The following is a 25,210-nucleotide window of genomic DNA, read 5'->3' as shown; positions in this document are numbered from 1 at the left end:
CGGCCCGCGTATTCGTGACGTTGGCGGGCTCGTATCCGTTACACCTTCAAAGATAGGGCTCGCCCGAGGGGCCCACAATCCTATATCTATATGGTTTTCGGGCTCGTTCGGTTTTCCCGGCGGTGCTCCTGGAAGGGGGCGACGCGATCGATGGGCTTTGGCGATATCGGGAACAGTGGCCGGATGGTGGACCAGCCGCGACCCGCGAAGGGTCACTGTCCGCAGGGCCCGCATCCGCATAAACGATGCAAAGCCTGTGGGTTGAGCCGGGCCGCGCAGGCAGCTCGCTCAACCCGTCGAAGCAATCCATCCCAGCAGTGTTCGCATCCCCAGAGTGACGTAAAGCCAGGTAGGTTCATCGGCCCGATGAACCGTTCGAAGCGATCCATCCTAGTAGTGCCCGCATCTCCAGAGTGATGTAAAGCCAGGTAGGTTCATCGGCCCGATGAACAGTTCGAAGCGATCCATTCCAGGAGTGCCCGCATCTCCAGAGTGACGTAAAGCCAGGTAGGTTCATCGGCCCGATGAACCGTTCGAAGCGATCCATCCTAGTAGTGCCCGCATCTCCAGAGTGATGTCGTGCCCTGGCAGAAACAAGGTGGGTGATTCCTTCGACGGAGGCTCTTCGGCGAAAGGGATCGGCTACGCTTTTGCGTAACCCACGGAAACGCTAGCTGGGTTGCTTCGACATGTCGCTCGGGCCGGCTTACCGCCTCTGAGCAACCGACGGCAACTACGCCTCTTTCGGCATGCGGGAACTACGAGGCAACGCACTTCGGTGGAGAACCTTCTGCAGAAGAACCGGCTTCGCTCTTTGGGCCAATGATCAGCCGAAGCTGGCATCGTTTCGATTGGTGGAGCAGGGCCGGTAAGGCTGGCAGCTCCGCCTACAGGCCCGGCGCCCCTTTGGAGATGCGGGGAGTTTGGACTTTACGGCTTTCGATTGGGGGCGTGAGGGAAATGATCGGCTTTGCTCTTTGGCGCAATTGATTGCTGTTGCTTGGGTTACTTCGATGCGTCGGCCCGGCGGGCCAACCTACAGGCCCGGCGCCCCTCTGGAGATGCGGGGAGTTTGGACTTTACGGCTTCCGATTGGGGGCGTGAGGGAAATGATCGGCTTTGCTCTTTGGTGCAATTGATTGCTGTTACTTGGGTTACTTCGATGCGTCGGCCCGGCGGGCCAACCTACAGGCCCGACGCCCATCTTGTGATGCGGGGAGTTTGGATTTTACGGCTTCCGATTGGGGGCGTGAGGGAAATGATCGGCTTTGCTCTTTGGCGCAATTGATTGCTGTTACTTGGGTTACTTCGATGCGTCGGCCCGGCGGGCCAACCTACAGGCCCGACGCCCATCTCGTGATGCGGGGACTTTGGGCTTTGCGACCTGGTTGGTGTTCGATATGGGCGAAAACTGGCTTGGCTCTTTGGCGCAGTTGATTGCTGTTGCTTGGGTTACTTCGATTGGTTGAACAAGCTGTTCAACCTACGGGCCTGGCGGCTCTCTTTCGATGCGGGACCTCCGCACCGGATGGCTCCGGTGAAACCCAGCTTCCCGAGCTCGGGAAGCCGGGTTTTCGATCATTCCGCGATCAGTGCCGACATGCGCTTGTTCTCGTTGTCGCCGAACAGCTCGAAGCCCGCGATCGGCAGGCTGGACGAGCAGTGGACCCAACTGGCGTTCGCCGGGATTTCCGACAACGAGAACAGGTCGCGAAGGGTGGCCAGGACCTTGGTGTTGGGCGCTTGGGTGCGTTGCACCCTGTGCAGCGGCGTCCCGACCGAGTTGTACAGCGTGAAAGTGAGCTGCGCTTCCTGGCTGTTGACGTTGACCACCGAGATGCCTTGCCACTTGTCGCCGGCTTCGACCACCGGGAAGGTGAGTGTTTGCCGCAGCGAGGTGGTCGCCTCGAAACCGGCCAGGCGTTTGTCGTCGTGGGTGCCGAACAATTCGTAGCCCACGATGCCCGAATCGGCTTCCACCGCGACCCAGTCCACCGTGGCCGGAGATCCGATGCCGCTCAGGAAATCGTCCGCCAGATCCACCACCTTCTCGCCAGGGGCCAGGGTTCGCGTTTTCTCTCCGGTCACCTGACCGTTGGCGTCGTAGCCGATGATGCGGACGCCGGTATCGGCCTCGCTGACGTTGACCAGCGCGAAGGCGGTCCAGAATTGGCCCACATCGCGCGCCACGTGGGTGAAATAGATGTTCCGTCCCACATAGGTGAAATTGGGATTGTCGGGCTCGCCGTCGGCCAGGCCGAGACCGGCCACCTGACGCGCGCCGTCCACCCGGCCGAAGATCTCGTTGCCGATCAGGGACAGGGATTCGGTGGTTTCCTTGAACTTGGCCCACACCGCCCCCTCGGGCAGGCTACCATCCCACTTGTCCACGAAGAGGAACCGGTCCTTCGAGAAACTTTTCGAGTTGACCAGGTCGCTGGTGTTGCCGCCGGCCGCCTGGATTTCACCGGTCGATGTCTTGGCGGTGCCGTTGACCACGTTGGCGCGGGTGTACCACTGGAACGTCTTCTGGGCGATGTGTGGTACGAAGAGTTCCGAGCTCAGCTTGGTGGCGGCACAGGTCGCGTAGGCCTCCTCGCCGTCGCGACTGAGCGTATGGGCAAAGCCCAGCAATCGTCGCGGTGAATTGACCGCCACCCAACTGATCTCCTCCTCCGAATTGTCGAAGAAGGCGTCCAGGTCGCCGGACAGTTTACCCATGGCCTTGATTTCACGGGACGACTGGGCCACCACGTTGCCCTCGGCATTGTAGCCCACCATTTCCAGGATGATCTGTTCGTCACTGGGGTTGACGATGCCCAACTCCGTGGAGAACGAGGCGTCGTCCGTGATATCCGGGAAATACAGGGCCGGGCTCAGAACCGTCACCGAGAAGCCGAAACTGAGGTTTTTCTTGTTGCCCGCCACCGGTTGGTAGCGAATCAGGTAGGTGCCGGCCGGTACCTGGTTCACCCGGAACCCTCGGGTCCCGTTCACGCGTACCGTGCGCAACATGACCAACTGATCGCCCTCGCGACGATAGACCGAGATATCGGCCTGACCCTCGATTTGGGTACCGACCTCGATGTTCTGATCGCCGCGACTCAGGTCGATCGAGAAGTAATGATCGCGGTCCAGGGTCAGCGCGTCGTAGCGGCCGGGTTGGATGTCCGCCGCGCGTTCCTCGCTGTCGTTGTTGGAGAAAAGGTCGGAGGGCACGTCGCCCACCTCGATGGTTCGCGTGTCCGAGTTGCTCGTCAGCGTATCCGAGGTCACCCAATAGCGAACCTGGAATCGACCCGAATTGGGGAAGGTGTAGTTCCCCAGTTCGAATGCCGTTTGAAGGATGGTGCCGGTGTCGAGGTCGATCACTTCCCATTGTTGGACCAGATCGTCGCCGAATTGGCTGCCGTTGGAGATGCCTTTGAAGTAGATCGTGTCGCCGGGAACGATCTGGAGATCGGTCAAGGGCTCGATGATCTCCGCGATCAGCGAACGGGTGGGGTCGTAGATCAAAATCTGGATGAGGTCGGCCGCGGTCGCACCGGTGCGGGAATCGCGAATCATGACTTCCACCGTGTAGTTGCCGGGTTCCGGAATCGAGACCTGCGCGATTTGGGGGCCACCCTGGAAGACCTCGCCGTTGACCACCCAATCGATGTCGACCGAATCCGAGTCGGCGCCCGTGATCTCCGCGGCCACGGTGAAGTTTTCGTTGATTCCGAAGGTGGCGCCATTGTCGGGGCTCGTGATCTTCACCGCCAGGGGTTCGACGCCGGTGACCTGGATCCAGCGGAAATCGCGATCGACCGATCCCGCATTCGTTTGGGCTTCGAAAAAGAGTTGGAAGATGCCCGATTCGGCGAAGGTATGGGAGAAGGTGGTGCCGAACGTGCGATTCTGAGGTGCGTCCGCGAAATACCAATAGGGTTCCAGTGCCGCGTTCTCGCCCGTGGTGACGTTGCCCTGGAAGGTCAGCGTGCTGCCCGTGTCGATGTGCAACTCCGGCTCGGTGGGCGATACGATCTCCACACCCAAGCCCACCACGGTCACGGTGCGGCTGTCGGATGCGGCCGGGTTGCCGTCGGCGTTGAGCGCCACGCACACTACCTCGTAGACCCCGGCTTCGTCGAAGGAAACGATCGCGGTCGGACCCTCGAAGCTACGACCGTTGGGATCGGCACCGCGCAGGATCACCGCCCAGACGAGCGACGTTTCTTCCGGTGTGACCGTTGCCGAAAAGGTCACGCTGCTGCCTTGGGCCACGCTGAGGTTGGCGGCGGGCTCCGTGATCGTCACCTCGGTCGCGGGGTCGGGACGGCTGCTCACGACCATGACGGTGCGCGAATCGGGGCTGGGGTCGGGGATGCCGTCGGGACTGACCGCCGTCAAGGTGACCGTGTAGTTGCCGGGCTCGTCGAAATCGATGATGGCCTCGCGGCCCACGAACTCTCGCTGCGTCGAGAGGTCTTCTCCGCCGAAGACCCGCCACAGGAAGGTCGCCACCGGCGAGCCGTTGGCGTCCGCGCCGGCGACGAAGCGCACGGTGTCACCCGGTTCGATGGTGACATCCGTCTGAGGCTCCACGATGGTTCCTTCCGGCGGGACCGTATCATCGCGTTGCACGGTGACGATCCGGCGATCCGGGGTCGGATCCCTGCGGCCGCTCGTGTCCTCGGCGGCACAGAGAATCTCGTAAGCACCCGGATTCTCGAACGTGAAACTGAGCTGGGCGCCCTCTCCGTATTCCGGTACCGCATTCGTTTCCAGTGCGGTCAGTTGCCACACGAAGCGCAGGACGTCGTCCGTTTCCGACTCTCCCTCGGCTCTGAAAGAAACCGTCGTGCCGGGCTCGACCGTCAGGTCTCCATCGGGTTCGACGATGCGGGTCTCCGGTGGACCGCCTTGCGAAGCTACGTTTAGGGTGCGCGTGGCCGGCGTGGGATCGCGGTTGCCGGCGGCGTCGCGAGCTGCGCAGGCCATCGTGAAGTTACCCGGCTCCCGAACGGTCAGGAACACCGTGATGCCGCTGAACCGTTCGATGGCATGGCCGGACTCGTCGCGCAATTCCCAATCGAAGAACAGTTGCGTGTCGTCGCTTGCCTGCGCCGTCGCGGCGAAGGTGATCACGTCGCCCACCTGGGCCGAAACCGGATCCTGTTCCGGACTGACGATCACCGTTTCCGGCGGATCGCCTTGATTGTCCTCGATCACGGTCACTTGGCGGATCGCCGGACTCGGATCCTCGTTGCCCTCGCTATCGATGGCGGTGCATTGCACCAGGTGAGTGCCGGGATTCTCGAAGGTCCACGAAAGCTCGCGTCCGGTGAAGGTCGCCGCGTTGCCGTCGGATCCGTTGACCTGCCAGCGGAATTCGAACGGATCACCGGCGCCGCCCGAGGCCGTGGCTCGGAATACGACGCTGGTGCCCTGTGCGACCGAGATGTCTTCCGCGGGCTGGGTGATCACGGTCTCCACGGTGTCCACCTGCTCGGGATGGACCGTGACGCTCAGGGTCGCCGGAGTGGGATCGCTCAGGCCGGCACTGTCGGTCGCCGTGCAACGCATCAGGTAGGTGCCGGCCACGGTGAAGTTGAAGCTCACGGTTTGGCCCGGCAGGTCGAGTGAGGTGATATTGCCGGAGGTGATGTTCCAGGTGAATTGGTAGGGAGGCGTGCCGCCTTCGGCCGCGGCCGAGAAGGTGGCCCATTCGCCGACCGTCAACTCGATGGGTCCCTGGGGCTCCGTGATGAAGGTCTGCGGCGGTTCCCGATCCTGTTCGCGCACGGTGATCGTGACCGTGGCGGGGGACGTGTCCTGGTTGCCGGCACTGTCCGTGGCCGCGCAGGCGACCGTGAACGTGCCCGGTTCGGGGAAAGTGATCGCGACCTGTTGGCCGCTCACCGTGTTGGTGCCGTTCGGCACGTCGGTGGTCCACGTGTAGGTGTAGGGCGGTCCGGCCCCGCCCTCGGCGGCGGCCGCGAAGGAAAGGGTCGTGCCCTGGTCGATCGTCACCGGACCGCTGGGTTCCACGATCGCGGTATTGACCGGTTCGGCATCTTCGAGGACGACCACCGTTCGCGATGCCGGGGTGATGCCACGGACGCCGTCGCTGTCGGAAGCCACACAACTGATGCGCCAGGTTCCGGGTTCGTCGAACACGATTGCGATCTCCGTGGCTTCATCCGTGTCGGTGGTGCCGTCGGGTTCCACGATCGTCCATTCGAAGGTGTAGGGCCCACCCGAACCGCCGCTTGCCGCGGCTCGAAAAGTCTGGCGATGGCCGAGCGCCACCTCCAAATTGGTGGACGGGCTGGTGATTTGCGTGACGACCGGCGTTTCGTCGATCTCGTTGACCGTGATGTCGACGAAAGCCGGTGTGTCGTCGCGGTTCCCCTGGGCATCGGCAGCGACGCAACGCAGTTGATAGGTGCCCGGGTTTTGGAAGGTGATCGTGAGGTTGGGACCGCTGAACGTCTCGTTGGCGTTCGGTCCCGTCAAGGTCCAGGTGTAGGTGTAGGGGCCGCCCACGCCACCGCTGGCGATCGCCTCGAAGGTGAGGCTCTGGCCCTCGTCGATTTCAAAGGGGCCGCCGGGTTCGATGCGGGTCTCGACGGGCTCGTTGGTGCCGACCACCTCGATGTTCAGTTGGGCGGGCGTGGTATCCACGTTTCCGGTTTCGTCACTGGCGGTACAGCTCAACACGTAGCTGCCCGAATTGGTGAAAGTCAGGGTGACACTGGAACCGCTCAGGACCTGGGTGCCGTCCGGCCCCTGCAGGGACCACGCGAAATTGTAGGGCCCGCCGTCTCCACCGTTGGCCGTGGCCGAGACGCTGATCGATTCACCCAAAGGCAGTTCCAGCGAGCCACTGGGGCTGATCTCGGTGTCGATGGGTTCCGAAACGACTTCTTCCACGACCACTTGAACCGATGCGGGAGAATCGTCGCTGCGGTTCTCGGCGTCGGTGGCCTTGCAGCTCATGACGTAATTGCCGGGTTCCTGGAAGGTGAATGTGACGGTTTCACCACTCAGTTGCTCGCTTTGCGGTCCGCTCAATTCCCATGCGAAGCTGTAGGGCGACGTGCCGCCGGAGGCCGTTGCCGAAAACGTGAGCGACTGGCCGACCTGAATCGTTGAGGTTCCCTGAGGGTTCGTAATCGTGGTCTCGATTTCCACGGGCGCCACCGCGACCACCGTGCGCTGGGCCGGAGTGGGGTCGGTCTCACCACCCACATCCGTAGCGGCACACAACATGCGGTAGGTCCCGGGCTCTTCGAGGGTGATCGTAACCGTAGCGCCGTCGAAATTCTGGGTGCTGGTACCTACTTGCAGTTGCCAGGTGAAACCATAGGGACCGCCCGCGCCGCCTTCGGCCGTGGCCGAAAACGTGATCCGCGCACCGACTTGGGCTTCCATATCGGATTGCGGTTCGACGATGAAGGTCTCCGGCGGTGCGGTTTGGACCTGTTCCACGAAGACGGCGATGGTGGCCGGCGTTTCATCGATCTGACCCTGTTCGTCGCGAGCGGCACAGGAGACCGTGTAATTGCCGGGCTCCTCGAAGGTGATCCTGACCGTTTCACCCTCCGCGGTGGAGGGCGAGGCAGCGGGGCCCGTGACGTTCCAGGTAATCACGTAACCGTTACCCGTACCGCCACTGGCCGTTGCGGAAAAGGACACACTCTCGCCCGCCGTGATCTGGGGTGGCGACGTGGGCGAGACGATCGCGGTCTCCACGGGTTCGGTCCCGCCGATGACCCGAACCGAGATCGAAGCCGGGGTCGGGTCCGCATTGCCCTGGACGTCTTCCGCGGCGCAGAGCACGAGGAAGTTGCCCGCCTCTTGGAAAAAGAAGGTCGTCGTCTGGCCCTCGCGCTGATCCAGGGTGGCGCCACTGTCGCTATTGCGAAGCGTCCATATATATTTGACCTCGATTTGTTCGGCACTCTCGATCTGGGCCGCGAAGGTCAGGGCGGAACCTTGCTCGATCGTTTGGGGGCCGGTCGGTTGAACGATCAGCGTATCGAAGGCAATCTCGCCGGCCTTCACGGCAGCCACAGGCAACGCGGTCGAGATCCCAAACATGGCGATTCCTTGAAGAAGGCCCAGGAACAGGCTCGGAAGCGTGCGAGAGTTGGCGTGACGGCGACAGGAGTACATGAAAACCTCCAAATAATCGAACGATGTTGGCGGAACGGTTCAGAAAGATAGGTTTTTTTCAATATAGAAAATGTCTGAGGTGAAACAAATAGTGAAAGAGTGTTCTAGATCACGAACGATAAATTAGGGTCGGAAAACCGTCGATTTGGTGAATGAACCAAGTCTGGATGAGGCCTATTGGTGGACAAGTAAGCGTCGCCTCGAGGGAAATTGGAAAGCCCGGGAATCCGATTCATTCTATGTCATTTCGCCTGGATCGGGGTTGTTTTTACTCACGGTTGGGGGAGGGGAATTTCCGCTCCCTCGACCCTGGTCATGCGAGGGCACGTGGCCAATTTCGGGGTTTGGTTTTTCTCTTCGAGACATTTTGTGTGAGATTTCACCGAACATGACGTATTCGTTCGGAAAAATGCGGATCTCGCTATTTTCCCGTTACAGGGGGAACTCTTCTGGCTATAATGAAATCGATTCGGATCTTTTTTTGCCGGCCACGTGTGTCCCGAAACACGGGAACGATGAACTCCAAAATCGCCGGAACACAGTATGTGCCAAGGCTTTATCCTTGCTCTCCCTATATGGAGAGCGCGGCTCATGCTTTCGAAAAACCTATGATATGAAGAGGAATGCCGTGACTTCACTAGCCAATAGAGAGCGCGATATTTTCTGGGAAGGACCGGGCGGCGACGAGGTCGTGGTCCTTAAAGCCAAAATCAGGGAGGCCATCTCCGAGCTGTACGTGATCGAGGCCGACATCAAGTCGGAACAACGGGATCTGAAGTTCGAAGACATGATCCACGCCAACGCCCGTATCGTATTGATGTGTGGCGAGGAATTGACGGATCGACGCGTTTTTTCGGGTATCATCACCGGGTTCGCCCAGGCACGCACCTCTCACGGGGATGTGGGCACCACCTCCGATCCGGCCTTCCTCTATCAGGTCGAAATTCGGCCCGATCTGTGGCTGGCGACAAAGAAAACCTATTCCAAGGTATTCCAGGACAAGACCAGCAAGGACATTGTCGGCGAGTGCCTGGACGAATTGGGCATCGCTCACCGCTGGGAGTTGCAGAGCACGCCGCCGACCCGCGACTATTGCCTTCAGTACGAAGAGAGTTCCTACGCCTTCGTTTCCCGGTTGATGGAAGAGGACGGCATCTGTTTTTACTTCGATCACGACCAACAGCAGGTCGTGTTCGCCAATCACGCCGGTGGCCACGACGACTGTAAACCGAACCCCAAAGCCAAGTACATGGAAGACGACGACCTCAAACAGGGATTCGGGGCCAAGGAACACATTCAGGATTTTCATTACCGGGAAGTTCTCTCCACCGGCAATTTTACCCTTAACGATTACCACCACGAGACCTCGCAAACCGGCCTGATGGACAGCGAGACCGCATCCGCGCCGCCGTTTTTCTCCAAACTGGAGGTTTACGAGCACACCCAGAACTACAAGGTCTCGGGCAATGTCTCCTACTACAAGCCGCTGCGCAAGGAAGCCGAAGAGTCGATCAACAAGGTCGGCAAGGGCATGGCCTCCTGCCGCTCGTTCGAAGTGGGCCACGTCTTCGAGATGACCGACCACTATCGCGATGATTTCAACGCCAAATGGCTGCTGACCTCCTGTCATATCAGTCTCGAGCAGGGCCACTACGTGGTTCATTTCACCTGCTTCCCGATCAAGCTCAACTTCCGACCCGAGCGCAAGACCAAGGCGCCTCGGGTTTACGGGATCCAGACCGCGACCGTCACGGGACCGCCGGGGGCCGAGGTGTACCTCGATGATCTGGGTCGCTGCAAGATCCAGTTTCACTGGGACCGCGAGGGACAGAAAAACGATCGCAGTTCCATTTGGGTTCGCGTTTCCAACGGATATGCCGGCAAGGATTACGGGATTCAGTGGATTCCGCGGGTCGGGCACGAGGTGTTGGTGGCCTTCCTCAACGGCATGCCCGATCACCCCATGGTGGTGGGCCGGGTCTACAACGACTTCAACAAGTGCCCGTTGGGTCCGGACAAGAAGTACCAGAACATCATCAAGACCATCAAAGACAACCACATCATGTTCGACGACGAGGACGGCAAGGAGATGATCGACATCCGTGCCCAGAAGGACATGAACACGCTGGTGTTGAACAACAAGACCATCACCGTCAACAACGACATGACCACGACCGTGCACCACGACAAGACCATCGTGGTCGACAACGACATGTCCACCACGGTGCATCACGACAAGTTCGTCGTGGTCGACAACAACAGCCACGAGGTGGTCCAGAAAACCAAGACGGTCGACGTGATCGACGAGGATTACGGCGAGTACACCGGCCGCGACAAGGTGATCACCGTTCAAAACGAACACCACCGCATGGTGTTGGACGGCAACGAGGAAATCACCATCTGTACCGGCAATCGCACGACCAATGTCAACACCGGCGACGAGACCCAGAACGTTCTGACCGGCAACCGCACGGTGAACGTCAATACCGGCAGCAACACCCTCAACGTTCTGACCGGCAGCCATACGGTGAACGTCAATACCGGCGACATGACCACCACCGTGGCCACGGGCAACATGGGATTCAGCGCTCCAGCCAAGAACGCCTCGTTCGCGGCCGGTCAAGGGGTGACCATCACCGGCGGCCAGACCCTGACCGCGATCGGCAACCAGCAGGTTTCGATCTCCGGCGCCAAGGTGTCGATCACCGCCACGCAGGAACTGACCCTGGGGGTTGGTGCCAATACGATCACCATCAAACCTTCCGGTGTGGAAGTCGGTGGGGTCAAGATCACCAGCGCGGCGATCGGCCTGCACGAAATTTCCGGCGCCTTGGTTAAACTCAACTGATGGCTTTGGCTGTGAGGCCGCGCTTTTACCAATCGAATTGCAGATGGGATGCCCCGCGTTCGCGCGGGGTTTTCTTGTTGGTGTGGAAAAACGCGGCTGCTTGATCTTGCGTTGACGGTAAAACGTGTTAGGATTCGCGGTATCTCCTTCGTTATCCTTTGTTTTGGCCTGTTATCTTTCGTTATTCCCGTTTCGTGTCCACGTGGCTCGAACGAGAGACCTCCATGGAACTTGACGCGAAGACCGGGTCCGCGACTGCCATCGAAATGAATCCGGCCTCGGCGTCAGTGTTCGTGACGGAAATATCGGATTCGCGGAGAAGGGCGTCGGTGGACCTCTTGGGTGAGCGGCCTTTCGGGTCGCCTTGTCGAAACGAGTCGGCTGGGAGTGTTCGTGTGGAAATCGCAGAGGCCAAACGCCTTCTCGCCAGGGGCGATGTTGGTGAAGCCAAGGAATTGTTGCTGAAAGCCGGATTCATCGATGATTTGGATCCGGCGGTACAGGCTGCCTATTACGATTTGATCCCTCCGGATCCGGCTCTGCTGCGGAGGATGGACGGCGTATTGCGAGATCTCGGAGGGGATCGGGACGTGGCGACGCGAACGCGGGCTGCCGGCTTGATCGCGCTGGAGGCCGCGGCCGAGGAGAGCCTTGAAACGGACGCGTGGATTCGCGATCCGCGCGTGACCGACGCATTGATGGAGGCTCTGGGAAACGGCCCCGCCGGCCTGGTGAAAGAGGCGGCCATGGCGTTGACCCACATCGTGTTGCGCTATTTCGCCGACTATCGCGTTCGCACGGCTTTTCTTCCCTTGCTGCACGGTCGCCATGCCGTCGTGCGGCGTTTGGCCTGCAGCGTCGTCGGGGCCTTGGCGCATCCCGACAACTGTGAATTGTTGTTGCCGCTTTTGGAAGACAAGGCTGCAGAGGTTCGCCGCGAAGCGGTGGTGGTCCTGAGCGAGTGGTTCGAGGAGCTGCGTCCGGGTGAAGGTGTCCGAATGCAAATCACCGTGGCCCTGGAAAAAGCGTTGGCCGATCCGGATCCGCAAATGCGCGAACGTGCCGCTTTCGCGCTGGGCAACCTCGGCGATTACCGCAGCAGCGGCGCTTTGGAACGGGCCCTGGCAGGGGAGGGCGAGCACTTGGTACGCGAGACGATGGAAGAGGCCTTGGCTCAGTTGAAAGTTCGACCCCTCTAACGAAAAAACGCGACCCCCTGGAGAGGATCGCGTTTTCGTGCCCGTTTGGGTTTGGAACCTATTCGAGAATAGGTCGGGATCGGAAATCAGTGCTTGTGGTCTTCGCCCGGACCGTGGCTGTGGCCTTGGTGACCGCCGCCCTGCATGCCTTCCAGCATTTTGCCCAGGTCCTGAACCATGACACCCTCGGGCGGGGTGTAGGTGAACTTGGCGTCGTCGACCGATTTCAGGAATTTCAGGTTCTGAAAGGACATCACCATCATCGGGGCGGCGCCTTCACCTTCGGCCAGAAACGCGATCTCGGAAGGGAAGATGTTTTTCTCGTCGAGCGTAATTTTCATCTTCTGGCCCATGTTGGTCGGAATGCCCATCTTCTTGGAGGCTTCCGGCGTCATTTCGGCGCTGAGCGTGACCTTGCCGTCTTTGGTGCCCTCGTACTTGAGGTCCATCATTTTTTCCATGTTTTCCATGATCTTGGCCGGGTCCATGGCGCCGGGGGACATACCCATGCCGCCCATGCCTTGCTTCTCGGCCATCTTTTCCATTTGATCGATGGACATCTTCATGACTTGTTTCATACCGCCCATGGAAGGGGGCATCTGCATTTCCATCCAGAAGGTGGTGCCGTCCATGATGTACAGCATCGACATGTCCATGGCCTGGCCTTGGCCCATTTCCATTTTGGTCTTGATGTCCATGTGCTGGTGCTTGGCGTCCTTGTAGATGATGTCGCCATTCATGTCCATCTTCATCGACATGCCTTGCTGGCTCATTTCCATCTTGGCCGACATGTTCATGCTCAGCGGGGCCTTCTGGTAGACAGCTACCATCTTTTTCATCCATTTGGCTGCTTCGGGATCGGAACCGCCCCAGGCGGATGAGATGGTCGACACGGTGAGCAGCGCCGCGAATAAAAGATAGCCGATACGTTTCATTTGTGAATCTCCTAAATTGTGTGAACCCAATTTTTGCGGGGGTGCGGCGCCTGTAGGGGTCGAAGGCACTTGGAGCACACGCGCAAAAGCCCGTGGACGACCTGTCGGTCTCGACTCCAAAGGCTTCACCCGTCGCCCCGGATCGGTGGGGCGCAACCCGAAAGCCAGGTTGGAAAAGGCTTTTGCATGCAGCCTAAGCCGTCCCCGATTGAATGTCAATCAGTTCCTTGCAGGCCATCGACTGGCTCACGTTCTCGGCCCGGATCCCTGGCGGCATGCGGGATTCGGATGGCGAGGCCCTGTGCGGAACCCACGAAAAACCGAAAATTCCGTCCCTTTTTCCGGTTTCTCCAAAAAACTCGTGCGGTACCGAAAAGCGTTCGTCGGGTCTCGCCCCAACGAGAAAAGGCTCCGCCATCGCGGAGCCTTCCTGTTTTTTTTGTCAGTGAATGGTGCTTTTCCTGATTTCCATCCGGGAAAAAACGCGGCGAGCGTTGGGGCTATTTCCAGGATCGAAATCTGTCAGGGGTTCAATGGGTAGTCGGATAACTGATTTGTGGCTTGTTGGCGTCGTACGACACGACCCGTGATCGAGGGATTGATGAAAATGCTCAGACTGTTGCCAGTTGGGGGACGGGTTGGTCCGAGTAATTCGGGGTGTTTTGATCTTTGGCAATCGTGACGCGCAGGCTGCGCCCGCCAAAATCGGTTTCGTGAAGTTTGTTGATCGCTTGATCCGCAAAATCCTGATACATCTCGATAAAACCGAAGCCGCGGTTGCGACCTGATTCGCGGTCCATGATCAGCTTCACGGAGTGGACTTTTCCGATGGTTTCAAAAAGTTGGCGCACTTCTTCTTCTTTTGCGCTGAAGGGCAGATTCCCAACCCATAGTTTCTTGATCATAGCTAGTTTCTCCTAACATTAGCGCTGACCAAACGGCCGTCTCGGGAGAATCCGGTGCAGGCATGCACACGACACCCTGTTTGGTTCAGCTTTTCATGTGCTCAGAGTTGGAGGTTGAGCGGGCTCCACGCCCCAAAGTTCCCGCTGAGGCTCGCTTAATCGAGAACGGGTTCTCAATCGACGGCAGATTGCTGGAAATTTGGAGTTGGACCCTGCAGATATCAAAGAACAAATTGGTCTCTTGTGCAACCGAATTAACCTAGGGTTTCAATCTTTCTAGAACGGCGTGGTCTAGCTCACATAATATTGTTTTCTGGAAGGGATAACCCCGCTCTCAATTGTCTCGGCATGGGTTGTAAACCCGCTTGGCGCTATTTTCCTGTCTGAATGTTTGAACTTTTCGGGAATTTAACTTGCTCTTGAAATGTAGTTCGATTCGGACCGCGGCCTTCTTCGCCGACCGCCCTTCGGTTTACACCCCTTCTTCACGGGTCGGTTGCGCCACTTTTCCTGGGGCGGGCTTTCCCTTGGAACTATATTCCGAAGAGAACAACGGTCATTCCGGCCAATCTGGCTCGGACAGCAAAGAGAACGGGAGTTAGTACATGATCGAAATTCGTCGTTTCCGCTTGCACCGCCTCGTCATCCTCGCGATTTCGAGCCTGATCGTCTTTGGCGCGACCTTCCTTTTGATGAACCCAAGCCTCGCCGGTGAAAAAGAACAGGCCTCCACCGCACCGGTCGCGAAGAACTCGGTCGAGAAGGTCGAGTTGTCCGAGGAAGAGTGGCGTCGCAAGTTGGACCGTCAGGCGTTTCACATCCTGCGTGAAAAGGGGACCGAGCGAGCCTTCAGCGGCAAGTATTGGAACGAAAAGCGGAAGGGCGTCTACAAGTGTGCCGGTTGCGATCTTCGCCTGTTCGATGCCGCCACCAAGTTCAAGTCAGGTACCGGCTGGCCGAGTTTCTTCAAGCCGATCGAAAAAGCGAACGTGGCCGAAAAGAAGGATCTGAGTTTCGGCATGCGCCGTATCGAGGTGCTTTGCGCCCGTTGCGATGGTCACCTGGGTCACGTGTTCCCGGATGGTCCCGCGCCGACCGGCCTGCGCTACTGCATCAATTCGGCCGCCCTGGCCTTTCAGCCCGTGGGTGCCTCCAAAAAGTGACGTTTCTTTCCCCCATGACCGGAGTTCTGGCGTTGGCGGTTTCAGTAACTTCGAAAATAGCGTGACGACGGTCCCGATCGACTTGCGCCACTAACCGAAGCGATCCAAGCCCGCAGTGCCCGCAAGCCGAGAGCGACGCCGAGCCAGTAGGTTGGCCCGCCGGGCCGACATGTCGAAGCGATCGATCTCAAGAGTGCCCGCAAGCCGAGAGCGACGTCGAGCCAGGTAGGTTCATCGGCTCGATGAACCGTTCGAAGCGATTGATCTCAAGAGTGCCCGCAAGCCGAGAGCGACGCCGAGCCAGGTAGGTTCATCGGCTCGATGAACCGTTCGAAGCGATCGATCTCAAGAGTGCCCGCAAGCCGAGAGCGACGCCGAGCCAGGTAGGTTCATCGGCTCGATGAACCGTTCGAAGCGATCGATCTCAAGAGTGCCCGAATGCCGAGAGCGACGTATCGGGCGGTAGCTGTCAACGGCTCGACGTGCCGAAACAGCTCGAGGAATTGCCCACCCGGTCGGCGAACCTCCGATAAAAGAGATTCTGCCGACCCGGATGGGCAACCAGAGGATTAGGGGAAGTGGTAGGCGTCGAGGGTCAGGCCGGAGAAGGCCCGATACCCGCGAATGCCGATATGCCATGTGCCCGCTTGGGGATTGGCCACATCCACCGATTCGGAATTGCCGTTCAGGTAGGGCCGGTAATCCCAGTCATCGGTGGTCGGTGCCGAGCCGTAGCGAACGTAGACGTCCGCATCGCCGCTCCCGCCGAAGATGCTGATCGCCAGATTGGTGCGGCCGGCGGGGACCTCGATCGTGTAGCGGATCCAGTCGCCCTGGCCGGCGGCCAGATCGGTTTCGCTGAAGCCATCGCCGTCGCCACCCTCGCTGTAGCTCGCGCTCAGGCTGACGTCGCTGAAACTCCGGTAACCGCGCAAACCGATGAAGTATTCGCCGGCCTGTGGTGCGGTGTAGGAGCAGGTTTCACTGTTGCCGTTGCGGTAGGGGCGACAGTCGTACTCGGAGGTGGTGGGTAGATCGCCGAAGCGCGTGTAGAGGTCGGCATCGCCGCTGCCGCCCTCGATCTGAATGGTCAGGTCGCGCGCGCCATCGGGCACGATGATCTTGAAGTAGAGCCAATCGCCCTGGGCTCCGGCGAGACCGGAGACGGTTTGGCCGTTTTCGATGACCGTCACCCCGTCGTCGCTCACCGTGACCTGGGCGCTGGTGCTGCCCTGCGCACCGTCGTTATCGGTGACGGTCAGGGTGACGGTATAGGTGCCGGGTGCCGCGTAGCTGTGGCTCGGATTGGCTTGGCTGGATCCGTTGTTGTCGCCGAAATCCCAATCGTGGCTTGCGATCGAGCCATCGCTGTCACTGCTGGCGTCGGTGAATGCCGCGGCCAGCCCGTCGACTTGGAAGGTGAAATCGGCTTGGGGCGGGGCGTTGATGGTCAGGCTGATGGACGCTTGGGCGGAGGCGCCGGCACTGTCCGTCACCGAGAGGGTGATGGTGTGGGCTCCCACGCTCAGGGTATCGACCGTGACCTGGGCGCCGCTACCGAAGGTGCCGTCGAGAGAACTGCTCCACGACAGGTCGGCCGAAATGTCGCCATCCTCCGGATCGGAGGCCGATCCGCTGAAGGTGATCGCTTCACCGGGATTGAATCGGCCGTTGTCTGCCGGCGCATCGAGGCTGACGCTGGGGGCTTGGTTCCCCGCCGCCTGGTTGACGGTGAAGGTTTGCCCCGCGATGGTCAGGGTGCCGGTGCGGGCGTCGTTGCCGGCGTTGGCCGCCGCGCTGTAGCTCACGCTGCCGGAGCCGCTGCCGCTCGATCCGCTGGTGATGGTCAGCCAGCCGGCGTTGCTGGTGGCCGTCCAGGAACAGCCGTCCTCGGTGGTGACTGCCACCGATCCCGTTCCACCGGTGCCCGCCACATCCGCGCTGGTGGGCGAGATCGAATAGCTGCAGGGCGTGCCGCCGCAGTCGGAAGCCGCACTGACCGTGACGTCGTCGACCCACCAACCGTTCGCGCTCACCGAGGTGTCGCAGGCAAGGCGCCAGCGCAGGAGCAGGCTGGTTCCGCCCATGTCGGACAGATCGACCGTGACCTCTTGGAAGCCGGAAGAATTGCCGGACCAGGCACTGCGCCCGCCGATCGGACTGCTGTAGGAGGTGCTGATCGTGCTGTTGTAGCCGTTTTGCGTGATTCGATCACCGTTGGCGGGAACCGAACCGCCGTTGCCGGCCAGAATGTCGAACCAATTGGCGCCGTCGTCGGTGGAGTATTCCAGGACGCCGCCGTCATAGGTGGATTCCGTGTCGTAGCGGTGGAAAAACGACAGCGCGGCCGGTGAGCCGGCGGGAAGATCGAGCGCCGCGCTCAGGCTGATGGCCTGGTCCTTGACCGTGGCTTCATCCGAAACGAAGAAGCTGGTGCTCGGTGAGTTGCTGTCGCTGGTGGCCAGGAACCAGGGATCGGTGTTGCCGCCGTCGCCTGGCAGGGTGTCGATGTTCCAGTTGGCGTCACCCGATTCGAGATCGTCCTGAAGGAAGACCGTCTGGGGGCCCGCCGGTGCGGCGCCCTGTTCCTCGGTGTTGCCGTCTTCGTTGCCGCTGTTGCAGGGACCGCTGCCGTCGCTCGTGTCGTCTTCGGCGCGTACTACATAATAATAGACGGTGCCGGAGGCCACATCGAAGTCCGAGTAGCTGGTGCCGCCCAAGCAGGCCGCGATGCGGTTGGCGGGGGCAGGTGTGAAGCCGGACTGGGTAGACCGGTAGATGTTGTAGCTGACCGACCCGCCGCAGTTGGCCGTGGCGGCCGACCAGGCCAGGTCCAGTTGACAGGTGGTGCTGCCCGGGCTGGTCACCGAGGCCAGACCGTCGAAGCTCGGCGGCGTGGTGCAGGCACCGTCTGCCTTGGCGTCGTCACAGGCGCTCTGGTCGGATTCGCAACTGTCCGTGCTGTCGTAGGCCGTGACCACGTAGGCGTAGGTTACGCCGCCGGACACGTTCGTATCGCTGTAGCCGGTGCCGCTCACGTCGGTCGCGATCAACGAGAAGTTGCTTTGCGGGCAACTGCCCTCGGCCCGATAGACGCGATAGCTCGAGGCGCCGCTGACCGCGTTCCAGCTCAGGTCCAGCCGGTTGTTGCCGTTGACCGCCACGCTCAGGCCGGTGGGCGCCGCCGGTGGGTTGTCGCAGCCGCTGCAGGATTCGAAGCCGAAGCTGGCGATTCGGGTGGACCAGGAACTACTGGTGTTGTACTGACCGGTGAACCAGAAGGTACAGTCCGTTTCGGGGTCCACGTTCATGGACGAATAGTCGCCGTAACGGTTGGAACCGTTGGCGGCGCTACCCGAGACGATGTTGTGTTCCCCTTGGGGCAAGGTGCCCAGGGGGTCGCTGGCCAGACGGCCGGTGTAGCGCAGGCTGGGCGCGGTGCTGCCGCTGGACACGTTGTAGGCCAGCGCGATGTTGCCGTTCCCGTCCATCGAGATACCGCCCATCCAGCGATTGTCCGTATCCGGGGAGAAGGTGCCTTCCTGGTACAGGCTCCAATCGCCACCGGACTGTCGCCGCAGTTCGAACCAGCGAATGCCGCCGCGATCGTTGCCGTTGACGTCGGTGACGAAGTTCCCGATCAGCGTTTCGTGAGAGCCGAAGTTGCGATACTGCAGGCGCCACATCACCACTTCGCGCAACGGGTCCAGGGTCGTGCTGGAGCCGGGCTGGGGGAAACAGGAAAAGCTCGTCAATCCGCAGAGGGAGGAGTCGAATTCGGAAATCGAGAGGCTGAAGGGACCGACCAGGCTGGAGTTGCTGGGAGTGTTCCAATCCACGTTGAATTCGAAAATTTCCAGCGAGTCGCTGCTGCCGTTGCCGCCGCCGTGCACTTCATCGTCGCGGTGACGCATGAAGATACCGGGTGAGCCGGAAGGCGGGGCCTGGGCGCCGTCCATGTCTGCCGGTGTGATCATCTGGAAGCCGAATCCGCTCAGGCCACTGGTCGTGAATCGCTGAGAAGTGGCGGGTTGCCCGTTGAGCATGGCCTGCCGGTCGAGCGCGTAGAGCGTCGGCTGCGATTCGTTGGTGCCCACGTAATAGGCATCGGGCCAGACGGAATATTTGGGGTAGTCCGGAAAACTGGGGGTGGGGAAGGCATAGGCGTACCAGCCACCGCTGACGGGATCCGACGTTTGCGACACGTAGACGCAGAGGACGTTGGAGCCGCTGGCGAATTCGCTGATCATCCAGCGCTCGGCCAGGCGATCGTAGAGGATGACCGGGTCCCCGAGGCCGCTGCCGCAATTGCCGCTGCCGAAACTGTCCATGTTGAACGGACCTGCGACTTGCTGGCCCGTGTCCTTGTCGTACACCACAAAGGTGGCGCCGCCGCCGCTGTTGATGGACTGGATGTAGTACTGCATGCCCACATCGCCGACCGTGTCCGGCGGATTGACGCCGGAATAGCCTTGACCGTCGAAGTTCAGTTGGGTCGTGCTGAAGGCTTCGTTGAAAATGTCCGTTTCGGCGGCCGATTGCAGGTCGAGCAGTGGATCGCGCCGTTGTTGCGGCTTGCTCGTGTCGAGCGGTTTCGTATTGTGACGGCGGGGGATCTCCTTGATGGGATCACCGGGCCGCCAGAGCGGTTGAATCGGTAGGTCGCGCAAATCGACGTTGATGACGAAGGGTTCGACCGGGTCGCTGACCCAGGGGTCGCGAACCACTTGAACTTCTTGATCTTCGAGACCTTGTGCCCAGGCTGTGCCCGAAAGGAGCAGGGCGCAAAGAATGATCGACATCATTCCCAGTCTGGCCAGAGAGGAACCCGCACGGGGTCCGACGTGCCCAAAGGCGCACTTCAACCCTGTGCGACGCGAACGAAAACGTGAATCTGACATCGTTTAGTCCTTGTCAAAGCAAAATGTAAATAAAATGTAAAGGGCTGGTTCTGGCCCCTAGCCTAGTGGCAATGCTCCTGAAAAGTCAAATGGAAAGATCGTTGGGGTGACAAGGGTGACGGAGATAGTTTTGCGCCTGATAATCGCAGAAGTGTAAAGGTATTGAAATGACATGGTTGGCGATTTGATACTGCGAGACTTCGTCACCGAGGGTCGCGACCGCTGGGGAGGCCATCATCGGAACCGATGGCGCTATCGTTTTCGGCTTGGTTTTGTCGTCGTGGCAATGGAATCAGGAAGCCCGGAAGCTCGGAACCCAGGAAAAGACGATCTCGAATCCGGCAAAAACGGGTTCCGTTCCTGGCTTCAGATCTTTCGGGTTTCCTGTTTCATTTTTGATGTGGAAGACCCGTGATTCTGCGACGGGAACAAGCATGGGTTTTTTAAAATGAGATCTCAGGGTCCCAGAGTTGCGATCTGAACCCCTGAAGAGCGCTCGTTCATGTCGCGGGGTCCCCGCTGATTGGAGAGACCGGGTCCGGCAGTTCGATCCAAATCCAATCCTCGCGAATCTGGGTCGGGTAGGTGTCGACGCGGAAGCGCTCGCCGAATCGACACCATCCGTCACGCAATCGAAAAGGCCAATGGTGAAATGGGCACAACACCTCGCCGCCCTTCACCGTGCCGATGTGTAGGTCGGCTCCGGCGTGAGGGCAGGCGTTGTCGAGGGCGAACAAACCGTCCCTCGTGTGGAACAGGCCGATTCGATAGCTGTCGTGATCCACGGCGCAGGCCGTGCCTAGCGGTACGTCTTCGAGAGCGATCGCTTTGATCCACATGGGTATGGCCTTTCGAGGATTTGAGGTTACTGAAGCATGTCGACTTTAACCGAAGCGGCGTTATGGATGATGGATTCGGCGACTCGATGATCAGGCACGGAGTCCCGTGGTCGCGAGGAGAACGGCCTTTGGATGTCCCCGGCCTGTCTCGGTGATTCCCGCGACCTTTGTGGTTGTAAGAGAAACCGTTTTTCCGTCCTGGCCAAAGAAGGACACGGCTCGGCCGTCCGGGGCCTCGACGCGCGCTTCAGGGGGTGTTGTTGCGACGATTGTAGGTCAGTGCCTGACCCAACTCGCGGTTGGCGAAGACCAGCATCGAATCGTTCATGTCGAACACATCGGCGTCCAGCGGGATTTCCCAGAATCCCAGCAGTTCGCTCGCCTGGCCGAAGACCATCATGTAGCTCAGGTTGTCGCTGCGCTGGTTTTCGTGATCCAGCAGCAGCCAGTACATGTCGTCGCGAAAGGCCAAGTCGTGAAGGCGCGCGCCCAACGAGACCTGGCTGGCCGCATCACCGAAGAAGAAACTGAGATCCAGGTTGTAGATGATTTCCACACGGCCCTTCGGCTCGTAGCGGTAGACCGCGTGGGCATTGCGCTTTCCGGCCACGATCTGCCAGTTGGGCAGCGGGTCGAACACCAGTTTTCGACCTTCGATCGTTTCGTTGGGCATCGCCGGAACCGAGTAGGCCTGAACCGGTTTGTTGTGTTCGTCCACCCGGAAGAACATGTCGGGTCGGTCGTCCGCGCGCAACAGGTACTGGTTTTGCGGGCCGGGAACGGGCGGCACGCCCGCCGATTGGTAGACCGTCTGAAGGGCGAAGTCCGGTGAGTAGATCAGCGTCTGGCCTTTCTGGTCGTCGGTCAGGTGGGCCAGTCCGTCGAACCAATCCAAGCGGTCGGGTCGCGTGATCGATTCGCCTTTCCCGCCGTAGGAGCCCGATCCGAAAAACGTGAGATCGTACCGGGGCACGCTGAACCGAACCACGGTCCTTTGTTTGGGAAACGTCAGGTACAGGTGCCCGTTCGGGCCCCAGGCGGCGCCGCCGATGGGTTTCAGGGTCCGAGCACTGGAAAAGGCCGAGCTCATTTGGAAACGGAGCCCACCGGGCGTGAAGGGCAATTGCGAGGGGCGGCGGTCGAGAACGACCTCGCGGGTTGGGATTTCTTCCAGGGTGAAGCGGGGAGTCGTCGCGGGTTGAGGTGTCTCCGATGGTGAGGAGTCCGCGGTCGGCTCTTCCTTCCGAACCTGTTCCGGCGGCGCGGATGTGCCATCCACGAGCAGGGGCTCGGGCTTGGGTGCCGGACCGCTGCACGAAACGATGACCAGGGTGAAAAAAATCAGGGAGAGGCGGTGACAAGTTATCCGGGGTCCGCGAATCAGGGGTTTCATGGGGCGGCGGGTTCCTTCAAATGGTTGCGAAATGAAACGAAGAACGAGCACCGGTGCCGGAGTGCTCGTGTTCGGGGTGCCGGGAACGAGCCCTGGGGACTTGGAGTGCGGGCGTTGGGTCGTGGTGGGGTGGCCCGGCCGACTGAACCGCCGGGCCGTCGAGCGGTCAGGCTTTCAGCGCCTGGGCCAGGTCTTCGATGAGGTCGCTTTCGTCTTCGATACCCACGGACAGGCGAATCAGGCCGTCACTGATACCGAGAGCCGCGCGGTGCTCGGCCGGAACCGCCGCGTGCGTCATACTGGCGGGGTGGCAAACGAGTGATTCCACACCGCCCAATGACTCGGCCAGGCAGAAGAGCTTGAATTGGGTCAGTACCTGCTCGGCGCGTTCTTGGGAAGAAACCGTGAACGAGACGATGGCGCCGAACGAGCCCATTTGCTTGAGCGCCAGTTCGCGCTGGGGGTAGTCGGGAAGGCCGGGGTAGTAGACGCGATCGACACCGGGCATGTCGCATAGCGCTTTGGCGATGGCGTTGGCGTTGCGCTCGTGACGATCCATGCGAACGGCCAAGGTCTTGATGCCGCGCAGGGTCAGCCACGAATCCATGGGGCCCAAAATCGCGCCGGCCGAGTTTTGCACGAAGTGGATCTTTTCACGCCACTGCTCGTCCCGCGCGATGAGCACGCCGCCGACGCAGTCGGAATGGCCGTTGAGGTACTTGGTCGTGCTGTGGACCACGAAGTCCGCGCCCCAGCGCATCGGCTGTTGCCGGTAGGGCGTGGCGAAGGTGTTGTCCACACAGAGTAACAGTTCGCGTTCCTTGGCGAGGTTGCCGATCGCTTCCAGGTCGGTCAACGTCAGCATGGGGTTGGTGGGTGTTTCCACGAAGAGCATCTTGGTTTCCGGCTTGATGGCCGCTTTCACGGCTTCCAGGTTCGAGGTGTCCACGAAGCTGAAGCTCAGGCCGAATTTTTGGAGGATGCGGTCCATCAGGCGGAAGGTGCCGCCGTAGGTGTTCGATGTGACGATAAAGTGATCGCCGGATTGGAACATGCTCATCAACGCGTTGATGGCGGCCATGCCCGATGCGAACGCGAAGCCGCAGGCGCCGCCCTCCAATTTGGCTACATTCTCCTCGAGGGCCTGACGCGTCGGATTTTGGGTGCGCGCATACTCGTAGCCCTTGTGTTTGCCGATACCTTGCTGCTGGTACGTCGAGGTTTGGTAGATCGGTACCATCACCGCTCCGGAGTGCGGGTCGTACCACTGTCCACCATGAATGCAATCAGTTGAAAATCCCATGTGTTTGTTCCCCCTTGACGAGATTCTTTACCCATTCCTTGCTGGCGTAGCGTTCGATGGCGTCCGGAAATACCGTGACCACCGTTTTGCCCTTGCCCAGCTCCATACACAGTTTTATGGCCGCATCGGCGTTCGCCCCCGACGAGCCGCCGATCAGCAGGCCCGTCGCTTTCGCCATTTGTTTGCAGCGGTAAAAGGATTGTTGATCGGGAATGTCGAGGATCCGGTCCGCCAAGTTGAGATCCAGCGTGTCCGGAATGAACGAATTCCCGATGCCTTCGATCAGATATTCGGTGCGCGGTTCGCCGCAGAACACGCTGCCGACCGGTTGAACCAGCCAGCAGCGGGCATTTGCATTGCCCTTTTTGAGCCAGCGGGCGACCCCTGTAAAGGTCCCGCCCGTGCCGGCGCCGATTGCGATGCCGTCGGGATAGGCACCCAATTGTTCGTAGATTTCAGGGCCCAGGATGTCTTCGGCCTGAGCCGGGTTGGCCGGGTTCTCGAACTGCAGTGGAATGAAGCAGTTGCCGTGCTCTTCGGCATAGGCCTTGACCTGGCGGATGCACCCGGTCATGCCGTCCACCCGATCGATCAGGTGGACTTCGGCCCCGTAAAGCCGCATCATCACGATTTTCTCGTGGCTCATGCGGTCGGGTACGAAGAACACGGTTCGATAGCCGCGCAGGTTGCCCACCAGGGCCAGCCCGATCCCGGTGTTGCCGGCCGTGGCTTCCACGATGGTCATGCCCGGGCGCAGCAGGCCGGCCTCTTCGGCGGCCTTGATCATGGCCAGGGCCGGGCGATCCTTGATGCTGCCGCCCGGGTTCAAGTGTTCCAGTTTGGTGTAGAGCTTGGCGCCACCTTCGGGGACCGCCGCGCTGATATCCAGTAGTGGGGTGTTGCCTATCAACTCCAGCAACGAGGACGTGATCTTCATATTAACCTCTCGGCAGGCTGATCCTTACCGACATTCGGTAGGTTGGCACGGACTCCGCCGCATGGCGTGGAAACCAGCGGCTGTATCGATACAATCTACATACGCCATCGATGGATCGGAGGCGCGGTTTCTTCCGTTTGCCGTGCCGGCGCCGCATGCACTTGGCGATTTTCCATTCCTAGCCGTCATTGCACATTGAAACCCATGGATTCCTCTTGGCCGGGGCCACCTCGATTTCCCCGTTTTCGGGCCCTTGCCCGTCGGATTCTCTTCCATTTGTCATGGCAGGGGCGGTGCCGTGTCTGCTCAAGCGTTGGGTCGCTTGGGCGGTTACCCGAAGTGCGCGATTCGGACCGATGCGGTAACCTGCCTGCCGGCGCGAACCAGTTCGAGCGAAGGGGCCCCGCGGCCGCCTGTGTCACGAGCTGTCGCAACCCGACGGGAAGGCGCAATGCACCGTCGAGAATAGCCCAATTAAGGTGAAAGCCTACCTGGCGGGACCCGTTCCGCCACGTGTTGCCGAACTCGGCTTTTGGGGAAGGACCGGCATAAGCGGATTCGTTGCCGAGGCCCCGACCGATTGCGGTCACTGTGGTCCCGCTGGATGGGCCGATCATACCAAGG

Annotated in this window: 11 protein-coding genes; 3 read left to right on the top strand and 8 right to left on the bottom strand. The window is 60.3% G+C overall.

All coding sequences use genetic code 11. The features are described 5' to 3' along the window. Positions 1 to 1,578 precede the first annotated feature (1,578 nt). Positions 1,579 to 8,088 carry a PKD domain-containing protein gene (locus tag J3U87_RS06280; RefSeq protein ID WP_237382179.1) on the bottom strand — a complete coding sequence of 2,170 codons (6,510 nt, stop codon included), beginning with the start codon at positions 8,086 to 8,088 and terminating at the stop codon, positions 1,579 to 1,581. A 703-nt stretch (positions 8,089 to 8,791) separates the two neighbouring features. Between J3U87_RS06280 and J3U87_RS06275 the strand changes: the two genes are divergently transcribed. Both J3U87_RS06275 and J3U87_RS06270 read left to right on the top strand, forming a co-directional pair. Then, positions 8,792 to 11,011, top strand: a complete 2,220-nt coding sequence (locus J3U87_RS06275) for a type VI secretion system Vgr family protein (protein ID WP_237382178.1) — start codon at positions 8,792 to 8,794, stop codon at positions 11,009 to 11,011. A gap of 395 nt (positions 11,012 to 11,406) precedes the next feature. Further along, the gene (locus J3U87_RS06270) at positions 11,407 to 12,210 is read left to right on the top strand and encodes a HEAT repeat domain-containing protein (protein WP_237382177.1); all 804 of its coding nucleotides are present in this window, start codon (positions 11,407 to 11,409) and stop codon (positions 12,208 to 12,210) included. An 86-nt stretch (positions 12,211 to 12,296) separates the two neighbouring features. On the opposite strand, the gene J3U87_RS06265 is transcribed toward J3U87_RS06270, so the two are convergent. Next, positions 12,297 to 13,145, bottom strand: a complete 849-nt coding sequence (locus J3U87_RS06265; protein WP_237382176.1) for a LolA family protein — start codon at positions 13,143 to 13,145, stop codon at positions 12,297 to 12,299. A 611-nt stretch (positions 13,146 to 13,756) separates the two neighbouring features. Then, the gene (locus tag J3U87_RS06260; RefSeq protein ID WP_237382175.1) at positions 13,757 to 14,050 is read right to left on the bottom strand and encodes an RNA recognition motif domain-containing protein; all 294 of its coding nucleotides are present in this window, start codon (positions 14,048 to 14,050) and stop codon (positions 13,757 to 13,759) included. A 605-nt stretch (positions 14,051 to 14,655) separates the two neighbouring features. Between J3U87_RS06260 and msrB the strand changes: the two genes are divergently transcribed. Next, entirely contained in the window at positions 14,656 to 15,213 is a 558-nt protein-coding gene (gene msrB / locus J3U87_RS06255) for a peptide-methionine (R)-S-oxide reductase MsrB (protein WP_237382174.1), read from the top strand. Between the two features lie 569 nt (positions 15,214 to 15,782). On the opposite strand, the gene J3U87_RS06250 is transcribed toward msrB, so the two are convergent. From J3U87_RS06250 to J3U87_RS06230, 5 genes are all read right to left on the bottom strand, one after another. Continuing rightward, positions 15,783 to 20,018: a pre-peptidase C-terminal domain-containing protein gene (locus tag J3U87_RS06250; RefSeq protein WP_237382173.1), complete on the bottom strand. Its 4,236-nt coding sequence runs from the start codon at positions 20,016 to 20,018 to the stop codon at positions 15,783 to 15,785. 596 nt (positions 20,019 to 20,614) lie between these two features. Next, positions 20,615 to 20,953, bottom strand: coding sequence for a Rieske (2Fe-2S) protein (locus J3U87_RS06245; RefSeq protein WP_237382172.1), 339 nt, complete (start codon positions 20,951 to 20,953; stop codon positions 20,615 to 20,617). 247 nt (positions 20,954 to 21,200) lie between these two features. Then, a complete protein-coding gene (locus tag J3U87_RS06240; protein WP_237382171.1) occupies positions 21,201 to 22,346 on the bottom strand; it encodes a hypothetical protein in 1,146 nt (381 codons plus the stop codon). 166 nt (positions 22,347 to 22,512) lie between these two features. Beyond that, positions 22,513 to 23,649 carry a trans-sulfuration enzyme family protein gene (locus tag J3U87_RS06235; RefSeq protein WP_420038257.1) on the bottom strand — a complete coding sequence of 379 codons (1,137 nt, stop codon included), beginning with the start codon at positions 23,647 to 23,649 and terminating at the stop codon, positions 22,513 to 22,515. Then, positions 23,633 to 24,586, bottom strand: coding sequence for a PLP-dependent cysteine synthase family protein (locus tag J3U87_RS06230; protein ID WP_237382169.1), 954 nt, complete (start codon positions 24,584 to 24,586; stop codon positions 23,633 to 23,635). Before J3U87_RS06230 ends, J3U87_RS06235 begins: the two co-directional genes overlap by 17 nt. Between the last annotated feature and the right edge of the window lie 624 nt (positions 24,587 to 25,210).

Source organism: Sulfidibacter corallicola (assembly GCF_017498545.1).
Taxonomy (GTDB): domain Bacteria; phylum Acidobacteriota; class Holophagae; order Acanthopleuribacterales; family Acanthopleuribacteraceae; genus Sulfidibacter; species Sulfidibacter corallicola.
Note: the sequence above shows the minus strand (reverse complement) of the source record. Positions and strands in the feature narration are given on the sequence as shown.